Raw genomic sequence first — 9,055 nt, 5'->3', positions numbered from 1 at the left:
TGATGTGACCAACCCTACCAGGACCAGCCTTGTTTCCCTTGCCGCAGTCGCCGTCGCCGGCGCGGCTGGCCAGCTTTATCCCGAGCCCGCGTTCGGCCAAACCGTATCGGACCGGCTGCTGTCCGAAGTAAAGGCCGACAGTGTCGCCGGCTGCATAACGCTGACCATCACCTTCAACCTGCGCGTTCAGGTGCTCAGCTCTTTCCCGGAAAGCGGTCGCGAGTTGCACGTCCGGCTGCTTCCGCTCGACAACTATCCGGCGGTGAATATGCGGGATTCGCTGCGCGCGCCACTATCGGTGCCCGAGCTGCGTTCGATCGATTATGAGGGCGACAATCCCGCAGGCCCGGTCCTTTCGCTGTTCTTCACACATGACATGGCGTTTAGCGTTACGCCCGGAGAAAAGCCGCAGACCCTGGTTATCCGGCTGGCAGAGCCGGGCAGCACGGCCTGCACCGGCGAAGTGCCTGCCAGTGACGCACCCAGTGCAAGCGACACGCTTGAAACGGGACGGCTTTCGGCCGAGGCCGAGCAGGCAATTAAGGACAACAACCTCGATCGCGCGATCCAGTTGCTGACCGTTGCGGTCCAGCGGCCCGAGAACGAGAACAGCATGCGGGCGCGCGAGTTGCTTGGGCTGACCCGCGAGCGGAAGGGCCAATCGGCTCACGCCCGCGCCGAGTACGAGGAGTATCTGCGCCGCTACCCCACTGGTGAGGGATCGGACCGGGTGAGGCAACGCCTGGCCGCGCTGGATACGGGCACGCCCACAGCGCAGTCTGGCTCGCCATTGCGCCAAGCGCGCGGCCTTGGCGGCAATGGCAAATGGACCTGGGGGCTGCGCGGCAGTTTCTCGCAATTCTATTTCCGCGACCAAGGGCGGACGAGCACGCTCAACACTAATTCGACGCTGGGCGTTGAGATCGACAATTCGGTCAACGTCAACCAGCTGCTGACATCTGGCGATGTGACCCTGTCGGGTGGTGACGATCGCCGCCAGTTCCAGCTCCGCGCAGCAGGATCCTATACCAAGAACTTCGGGACCAGCACTTCGATCACCACCATCAGCAACGGCAATGAAGTGCTGACTTTCCGCTCGCGTCCAGGTGGTGGGACAACCGCGCTTACGGCCTTGTACCTCGATTACACCGAGAACGCTCTCGACACCCAGGTCCGAATCGGCAGACAGAGCCGCAACACGTCAGGCGTGCTGGGGCGGTTCGACGGTGCATTGGTCGGGTGGCAGGCCAATCCCAAACTGCGCTTCAACGTCGTTGGCGGGTTCCCGGTACTATCCTCGCGGCAGACCTATGTGCTCAAGGAACGTCCCTTCTATGGCGTCAGCGTGGACATCGGCGCCAAGCGCAGCCCGGTTCAGACCACGATTTACTGGTTCGATCAGCGCGCCAAGGGCGGCTTTGTCGATCGCCGCTCGGTCGGCCTTGAGACCCGCTTCCTGAAGCCGCGGTTCAATGCCTATGGCATGATCGACTACGATGTGAAGTTCAGCCAGCTCAACCTTGCGCTGGCATCATTCACCTACAACTTCGCCGATGGTTCGAACCTCAGCGTCACGGGCGATTATCGCCGCTCGCCCTTGCTGACGACCACCAACGCCTTGCTCGGCATGCGGGTCGCTCAGATCGACCCGCTCACGGGCATTCCGGTCTACACCCTTGACGGTAGCGGCAACGCACTTCAGTCCATGATAAATCCGGCCAATCCCAGCGGATTGCGACCATTCTTTACCGATGCGGAGATCTATCGGCTGGCGCTCGATCGCACGCTCATCGCCAAATCCGCGACGGTCACCTATTCGCGCCCGATCACCAAGAAGCTGCAGGTCAGCGCCGATTTCTCGCTGACCGACACCGGCGGCACCCCGGGGCTGGCGCAACGCTTCTACACCGACCCGGCAGGCAATCTGACGGTACCACCGCTGGCGCTCTACGATCCGATCGCGCCGCTGCCAGCCACCGGCAAGGAGTACTACTACGGCCTCCAGCTGATCGGCTCGGACCTGCTGATGGCGAACGACATCTACATCCTATCGGGCCGCCTCGCCGATACCGCCACGGCCAAGATCTACACCGTCGATCTCAACGCACGGCTCCCGATCAAATCGAACTTCCGCCTCAGTCCGCGGCTGCGCTATGGCTTCCGCGACGGCAAGGTGACCGGATTGGTCGCTCATCCGGGGACATACCGTCAGCTCCAGCCGACCATCCGGCTCAACTATTATCCGATGAAGCATTCTGAGGTGGAGATCGAGTTTGGGGGCAACTTCTCCCGTCAGTCGGTCTGGAACGGCACTGCGTTCGACACGGTCAAGGAAAAGGGCTGGGTGCTGACGGCCGGCTACCGGCTGGACTTCTGACCATGCAAAGCGCGGAAAAGGACACGGCAGCATGATCGCGGAGGCCGGCCTCGCCGCGCTTTGGCTTGCCGCCACGATGGCGCTTCTGCAGCTTGCACTGGGTGCGCTAGCGGTGGGGCGCGGGCAGAAATCGCTCGCGCCCGCCATCGCACCGGTTGCATTGACTCAGGCCGCCCTTTGTAGCTTGGCTTTTGCCTGCCTGATCGTTGCTTTCATGCGGTCTGACATGTCGGTTTTGCTGGTCGCAGCGAATAGCCATTCAGCCAAGCCGATGATCTACAAGATTGCAGGAACTTGGGGCAATCACGAAGGGTCGATGCTGCTCTGGGTGACAATCCTCGGCTTAGCCGGGGCGACCATCGCCTTGTTCGAGAACAAGTTGCGCGCCGATACGAAGCTAGCGACTTTGGCCGCCCAGGCGGCGATCGCGTTAGGTTTCTATGCTTTCCTGCTGTTCGCCTCGAACCCGTTCACCCGCATTACCGGAGTCGCGGAGGGGGCAGGGCTCAACCCGCTGTTGCAGGATCCCGGGCTCGCCTTCCATCCGCCGACGCTCTACGCTGGTTACGTCGGCATGTCGGCGGCGTTTTCCTTCGCGGTCGGTGCCCTGATCACGCGCGATGTCGGGCCGGCTTTTGCCCGGGCAATGCGGCCCTGGGTGCTGGGTGCCTGGATCCTGCTGACGATCGGCATCACGGCCGGATCCTACTGGGCGTACTATACGCTTGGCTGGGGCGGCTGGTGGTTCTGGGATCCGGTCGAGAATGCCTCGCTGATGCCCTGGCTGGCTGCGACAGCGCTGCTTCATTCGGTGACGGTCCTGGCGACGCGCGATGGGCTGCGAGCCTGGACGATCATGCTCTCGGTCCTGGCCTTCTCAATGTCGATGGTCGGAACCTTCCTGGTCCGTTCGGGCATTCTGACCAGCGTGCATTCCTTCGCGGTCGATCCCCAGCGCGGCCTGTTCCTGCTAGGCCTTCTGGCAATCTACATCTCTGGAGCGTTAGCGCTCTTCGCGATCCGGGTCGGCACTGTAACCGAGGGGAACCGCTTCGACCTGTTTAGCCGCGAGGCCGCCCTGGTCATCAACAACCTGATTCTGACGGTCATCCTGGTGATCGTGCTGGCGGGCACGCTCTACCCATTGATCCTTGAGGCCGCGAACGGCTCCAAGATCTCGGTCGGTGCGCCTTACTTCAATTCGGTTGCCGGCCCGCTCGCCGTCGGAATGATGGTGCTGCTTGCCGCAGGCCCACTGCTGCGCTGGCGCAGTGATCGGCCTGTTGCCGTGATTGACCGACTGGCACCGGCGCTGTTCGCGGGCGCTATCGCGCTGCTGCTGCTCGCCGCTTTCGGGGGTAGCATCGGCGTGTTGCCATTCCTCGGCCTGGTCGCTGCCGCAATTTTAGGCGTGGCCAGCCTGGCCCCGCTTTGGAAGCGCGACTTGCGGCGGACGCCGTTGTTCACCTGGGGCATGGTGATTGCGCACTTCGGTTGCGCGCTGAGCGTGGCCGGGATGGCCAGCGATTCCGCGTTCACCACGGAAAACATGGTCTCGCTGGCAGCTAATGAAACGCGTCCGATCGGGCCGTTCCAGGTAACCCTCTCAGGCGTGCGCGAAAAGCAGGGACCGAACTATCAGATCCTCGAAGCGGTGCTCACCGTCCGCAAGGGCGAAAGCGCGCCGTTCGAGATGACCCCGCAGCTTCACGCCTTCAGCCAGCCGCAGATGACCACCAACCAGGCGGCGATCGAGACCTACTGGAACGGCCAGCTCTACATCACGCTGGGTGAGGATTTCTCGGGCGACAAGTTCCTGCTGCGGATGTGGTGGAAGCCGTTCGTCACGCTAATCTGGATCGGCGGCGTGTTGATAGCGCTGGGCGGAGCGCTGGCGCTGCTTGGCCGCGTCCGCCGCGACCTGTGGGGGAAGCCCTGGCCGTGGAGCCGGGTTGGAGCCGGAGCCCGAGCGTGAGCCGCAAGCTTATCCTTTGGTTGCCATTCGCTCTGACGGCGGCGCTTTTCGTTGCCTTTCTGGCCGGGCTGAGCAACTCGCCAGAAAAGGTGATCGCCTCCCAAATGGTCGGACAGCCGCTACCTGACTTTGTCGCGGCGCCAGCCTTTCCGGACCAGCCAGGTGCTGCGAGCGCAAGCTTCAGGGATGGCCGGCCCCGACTCCTTAACGTCTTCGCGTCCTGGTGCGTCCCCTGCGTTCAGGAGATTCCGATGTTGATGCAACTGAAGGCCGCCGGAGCGGAGGTTGTGGGCATTGCAGTCCATGACAACAGCGCCGATCTCACCCGGTTTCTGGCCAGCAACGGCAATCCCTATACCGCGATCGGCCTGGACGAGAACGGCAAGGCCCAGATCGCGTTAGGCTCTGCCGGTGTCCCGGAAACCTTTGTCGTCGATGGCAAGGGCACGATCATCTACCAGCACATCGGCGTGGTGACCGATGCCGACAAGGAAAAGCTGCTGGCCATGCTGGGAGTAACGCGATGACCGCGCGCGGCCTGATCTTGGCTTTCGTCCTGCTCCTGACCTTGCCTGTTCAGCTCAGAGCGCAGGATCTTGCCGAGGTTTCATTGCCTGATCCGCGCCAGGAAGAGCAGGCTCTGGCGCTGATGGATTCGATCCGCTGCGTGGTCTGCCAAGGCCAGCCCGTTTCCGGCAGCAACGCCGACCTGGCCGGGGACATGCGCCGCCTGATCCGCGAGCGGATTGCCGCCGGGGATTCGCCTGAGGCGGTGCGCGGCATGCTGATCAGCAAGTACGGCGACTGGGTCAGTTTCAAGCCGGAGGTCAAGGCGCGAACCCTGCCACTCTGGCTGGTGCCGCTGCTGGCACTGGCGGTCGGGATCTGGTTGGTTTCGCGCCGGCTAAAGGTGGAGCGCAGCTAATGGGGTGGGTCTTCGCGAGCGCCTTTGCGGTAATCAGCTTTCTTGGGCTGTATCTGAGCGGGCGCTGCTCGCGTCTTGCCCTTGAACTGGCGGTGGTTGCCATTTTGACGGCTCTGGCTGGCTATGGCTGGCAAGGTAGCCCCGATCTGTCCGGCCAACCCACAGCGCCGGCCATGGAGACCGGAACCGGGAGCAAACTGTGAACTACGATCAGATTTTCGACCAGGCGATTGACCGGCTGCATTCGGAAGGCCGCTATCGGGTGTTCATCGACATCCTGCGTAACAAGGGCGCTTATCCCAACGCCCGCTGCTTTGCCGGGCACAATGGCCCCAAGCCGATCACCGTGTGGTGCTCCAACGACTATCTCGCCATGGGTCAGCATCCGACCGTGATCAGCGCGATGGAAGAGGCGCTGCACGATGTCGGCGCCGGATCGGGCGGCACCCGCAACATCGGCGGCAACACCCATTACCATGTCGATCTGGAGCGCGAACTGGCCGACCTGCACGGCAAGGACGGCGCGCTGCTGTTCACCTCGGGCTATGTCTCGAACGATGCCACGCTGTCGACGCTCGCCAAGATCCTGCCGGGCTGCGTGATCTTCTCGGACGAATTGAACCACGCCAGCATGATCGCCGGCATTCGCAATTCGGGCGCTGAAAAGAAGGTGTTTCGGCACAACGATGTCGCACACCTGGAAGAGCTGCTGGCCGAAACTGACCCCGCCCTGCCCAAGCTGATCGCCTTCGAAAGCGTCTATTCGATGGACGGCGATGTCGCCCCGATCCACGCGATCTGCGACCTGGCGGACAAGTACAATGCGCTGACCTATATCGACGAGGTCCACGCCGTCGGCATGTACGGCGCGCGCGGTGGCGGCATTTCCGAGCGTGACGAAGCGGCAAGCCGCATCACCATCATCGAAGGGACGCTGGGCAAGGCTTTTGGCGTGATGGGGGGCTATATCGCGGCCGATTCGAAGATCATCGATGTGATCCGCTCCTACGCGCCCGGCTTCATTTTCACGACCTCGCTCTCGCCGGTGCTGGTTGCCGGCGTGCTCGCCTCGGTCCGCCACCTCAAGCAGTCGAGCATTGAGCGCGAAGGCCAGCAGGCCGCCGCCGCCTTCCTCAAGCGCTCGTTTGCCGAGGCTGGCCTGCCGGTCATGCCCAGCACCACCCATATCGTGCCGCTGATGGTCGGCGATCCGGTCCGCGCCAAGCAGATCAGCGACATCCTGCTGGCCGAATACGGCGTTTATGTGCAGCCGATCAACTTCCCGACCGTGCCGCGCGGCACCGAGCGCCTGCGCTTCACCCCCGGCCCCGCCCACACCGAGGCCATGATGCAGGAACTGACCGAAGCCCTGGTCGAAATCTGGGAACGCCTGGAGCTCAGACTGGCAGCTTAAGTTGCGATGACTGCCACTCAACCGCCCCTCAGCTTTCAAGCACCAACTAACTTAGTCTCTTGCGCTAGCCCCTGAATGATTGGCTGCTTCCGTCAAATTGTTCTGGAGCGAGGAACGGCCGCTTTGCTCGCGGCAATGGACGTTGATCAGACTGCTTTGCTCGGTTGATCCATCCCGAGTTCTAGGCATTGTTGCCTCGGGTCCACTTTATGCACCCTTGATGTTTGTGCGGAAGCGCCTGCTTCCGCTGATCCTATCGCCGGATCTCATGAGAATATCGAAATCGCCGCTCTGTCGTGTCTCAATTGAAGCAATCGAGGCCTGGCGAACCAAACGAGAGCGGTGCACGCGAGCGAATCCTTGGCGTTGGAGTTCTGCTTCAAGATCACCGAGTTTTCGTCGCATCAATTGTGCGCCAAATGAGCCATGCAGCTCGACGTAATTCCCAGCTGCCGAAACCCAATCAACTTCATCTGGTTTGATCCAGATGGTTCGGCTTCCATCTCGAACTTCAATCAGGACGCCAGCGGGATCCACAATGCTATCGGGGATGCGATCAGCAACGAGGCGTCTTGAAACATGGAATACAAGCATGAGTGCAGCGTAAGTGATCAGATCCTTGCGGAACTCGAACAGCAACATCCCGCCAGGTGAGTCTGTAGGTGCATATCGTTCACCGGCGATGGCGAAGCTGGCTAATCGCAAACCGAGCATCAGCAGGGTGTGTGCCAGCGAAAGAGCTGCGCATGCGACGGCATGGATGGCAATCACCACCGTCATTGGGCGAATTCTCAGAAGACGGTTTGCCAGCCAGAGAATGAACGGCAGCAGGATGAACCACGCCAGGAAGCTGGTGATCTCCAGCAACCACGCCTGCCATGGGTCAATCGGTCGCCCCAGTGCCTCCCGCTGGTCGATGAGGGTGGTCGCATTGACGATCACATAGACGAGTCCAAAGGCGCCATACGCCATCGCAGTCATCATCCGTGGTTCGCGCCAACGCGCTGAAGCAGAACCACTCGCCATCGTTCTCCCGCCGCTCGTCACATCTGTCTCAGCGTCCAACACCCCAGCCCCACCATTTGTCACATGTGAAAAGCGGTGAGCCAAGCGCTGCAATACCTCCTCTTGCATCAAGATGCGATGGAGGATCGAAATGCGTAGTGTATCAGCGACAACAGGCAGGCAGTTCGGGCTTGATTGGCTTCGGATCGGCGCCTTCGGGCTGTTAATCGTCTACCATATTGGCATGTTTTTCGTCCCTTGGGGCTGGCACGTTGAAGCCTCGAATACGATCGACTGGGTGCAATGGCCAATGATGGCTGTGAACCCGTGGCGGCTGTCCTTACTGTTCTTGATATCTGGCATCGTCTCTAGGTCATTGATGGCGAAGCTTGCTAGCTCGAGGCACTTCGCGACGAGCCGGTCGACTAGGCTCCTGGTTCCGCTGCTGGCTGGCATGGTGATTTTTGTTGTCCCTCAGCCTTGGTTCGAACTGCGTGATCGCGGGGCTTACACGGAAGGCTTCTACTACTTCTGGGGGCATGACTACTTCGAGTTCGGCGCAAGTCGCGGGACGCCTCTGCCCACATGGAACCACCTGTGGTTCGTCGCATACCTGTGGGCCTATTCCATGCTTCTTGCATTGATCGTGGCCTTGCCGACATCGGTGCGAGCTAGCTTGCAAAAGTGTTTCAATCGGCTCTTCTCAGGCTGGCGCTTGTTCCTATTGCCGATCAGTTGGCTCGTATTTGCTCGAACCATGCTCTTCCCAGCATTCGGAGAGACACACGCCCTCGTAGACGACCCATATTCTCACGCTGTCTACGGTTTTTCGTTCTTCTTTGGCGTGGCCGCCGCGCGCGCGGCAACAGCGTGGGATGCGATCAACTCAAACTGGAGGCTTTCGCTAGCGTCTGCGGCGCTTGCCTGTAGCCTGATGTTCTACATCCAGGCGAGCGGTGCACAGTCCGACGTTGCAGTTTTCGCGAAGGCGATCGCTCGGTCGGTACTCGCCTGGAGTGCCATCCTTGGCTTGCTCGGATTTGCGCAGACCCATCTTCATCATGATGGTCCAGTCCGCCGATATCTGACTGATGCCATATTCCCTTACTACATCGCCCACCAGACGATCATCATCGCAGTCGGCTTCCACCTTAAGCAACTGGGGGCAGGGGCTGCAGTCGAGTTCATCGGCATTCTTATCGCCACACTTGTTGGGTGCGCTGTCACCTATGAGACCGCTCGGCGGATCAACTGGCTACGCCCGATCCTCGGCCTCAAAAGGCTCAAGGATACCAGCACGATTGCGGCTAGTCCGGCAGTTCTCGCCAACTGAGCCGGTATCGCCCCAGAACTGCAGAA

Annotated in this window: 8 protein-coding genes; 7 read left to right on the top strand and 1 reads right to left on the bottom strand. The window is 61.2% G+C overall.

Annotation, left to right across the window (positions count from 1 at the left end; translation table 11 throughout):
* Positions 1-4 precede the first annotated feature (4 nt).
* The 6 genes from FRF71_RS02980 to hemA are packed head-to-tail and all read left to right on the top strand — an operon-like array spanning position 5 to position 6,691.
* Positions 5-2,377 carry a tetratricopeptide repeat protein gene (locus tag FRF71_RS02980; RefSeq protein WP_147089166.1) on the top strand — a complete coding sequence of 791 codons (2,373 nt, stop codon included), beginning with the start codon at positions 5-7 and terminating at the stop codon, positions 2,375-2,377.
* Between the two features lie 31 nt (positions 2,378-2,408).
* Positions 2,409-4,352 carry a heme lyase CcmF/NrfE family subunit gene (locus FRF71_RS02975; protein ID WP_147089165.1) on the top strand — a complete coding sequence of 648 codons (1,944 nt, stop codon included), beginning with the start codon at positions 2,409-2,411 and terminating at the stop codon, positions 4,350-4,352.
* A complete protein-coding gene (locus FRF71_RS02970) occupies positions 4,301-4,879 on the top strand; it encodes a DsbE family thiol:disulfide interchange protein (protein ID WP_337678496.1) in 579 nt (192 codons plus the stop codon). The genes FRF71_RS02975 and FRF71_RS02970 overlap by 52 nt, the downstream gene beginning before the upstream one ends.
* Positions 4,876-5,277 (top strand): cytochrome c-type biogenesis protein, encoded by a 402-nt coding sequence (locus tag FRF71_RS02965; RefSeq protein ID WP_147089163.1) that lies wholly within the window; start codon positions 4,876-4,878, stop codon positions 5,275-5,277. The genes FRF71_RS02970 and FRF71_RS02965 overlap by 4 nt, the downstream gene beginning before the upstream one ends.
* On the top strand, positions 5,277-5,480 hold the full coding sequence (locus FRF71_RS02960; protein ID WP_147089162.1) for a hypothetical protein: 204 nt from the start codon (positions 5,277-5,279) through the stop codon (positions 5,478-5,480). Before FRF71_RS02965 ends, FRF71_RS02960 begins: the two co-directional genes overlap by 1 nt.
* Positions 5,477-6,691: a 5-aminolevulinate synthase gene (hemA, locus tag FRF71_RS02955; RefSeq protein WP_147089161.1), complete on the top strand. Its 1,215-nt coding sequence runs from the start codon at positions 5,477-5,479 to the stop codon at positions 6,689-6,691. The genes FRF71_RS02960 and hemA overlap by 4 nt, the downstream gene beginning before the upstream one ends.
* Before the next feature lie 207 nt (positions 6,692-6,898).
* On the opposite strand, the gene FRF71_RS02950 is transcribed toward hemA, so the two are convergent.
* Positions 6,899-7,672: a LytTR family DNA-binding domain-containing protein gene (locus FRF71_RS02950; RefSeq protein ID WP_161597872.1), complete on the bottom strand. Its 774-nt coding sequence runs from the start codon at positions 7,670-7,672 to the stop codon at positions 6,899-6,901.
* Between the two features lie 175 nt (positions 7,673-7,847).
* On the opposite strand from FRF71_RS02950, the gene FRF71_RS02945 reads away from it, so the two are divergent.
* The gene (locus tag FRF71_RS02945) at positions 7,848-9,029 is read left to right on the top strand and encodes an acyltransferase family protein (protein WP_161597871.1); all 1,182 of its coding nucleotides are present in this window, start codon (positions 7,848-7,850) and stop codon (positions 9,027-9,029) included.
* Positions 9,030-9,055 lie beyond the last annotated feature (26 nt).

The organism is Novosphingobium ginsenosidimutans (assembly GCF_007954425.1).
Classification (GTDB): Bacteria; Pseudomonadota; Alphaproteobacteria; order Sphingomonadales; family Sphingomonadaceae; genus Novosphingobium; species Novosphingobium ginsenosidimutans.
This window is presented reverse-complemented; position numbering and strand designations above follow the sequence as displayed.

Coding starts and splice junctions, on each gene's coding strand:
- FRF71_RS02965 (WP_147089163.1), top strand. CDS start 4,876: ATGACCGCGCGCGGCCTGATCTTGGCTTTCGTCCTGCTCCTGACCTTG.
- FRF71_RS02960 (WP_147089162.1), top strand. CDS start 5,277: ATGGGGTGGGTCTTCGCGAGCGCCTTTGCGGTAATCAGCTTTCTTGGG.
- FRF71_RS02975 (WP_147089165.1), top strand. CDS start 2,409: ATGATCGCGGAGGCCGGCCTCGCCGCGCTTTGGCTTGCCGCCACGATG.
- FRF71_RS02945 (WP_161597871.1), top strand. CDS start 7,848: ATGCGTAGTGTATCAGCGACAACAGGCAGGCAGTTCGGGCTTGATTGG.
- FRF71_RS02950 (WP_161597872.1), bottom strand. CDS start 7,672: ATGACTGCGATGGCGTATGGCGCCTTTGGACTCGTCTATGTGATCGTC.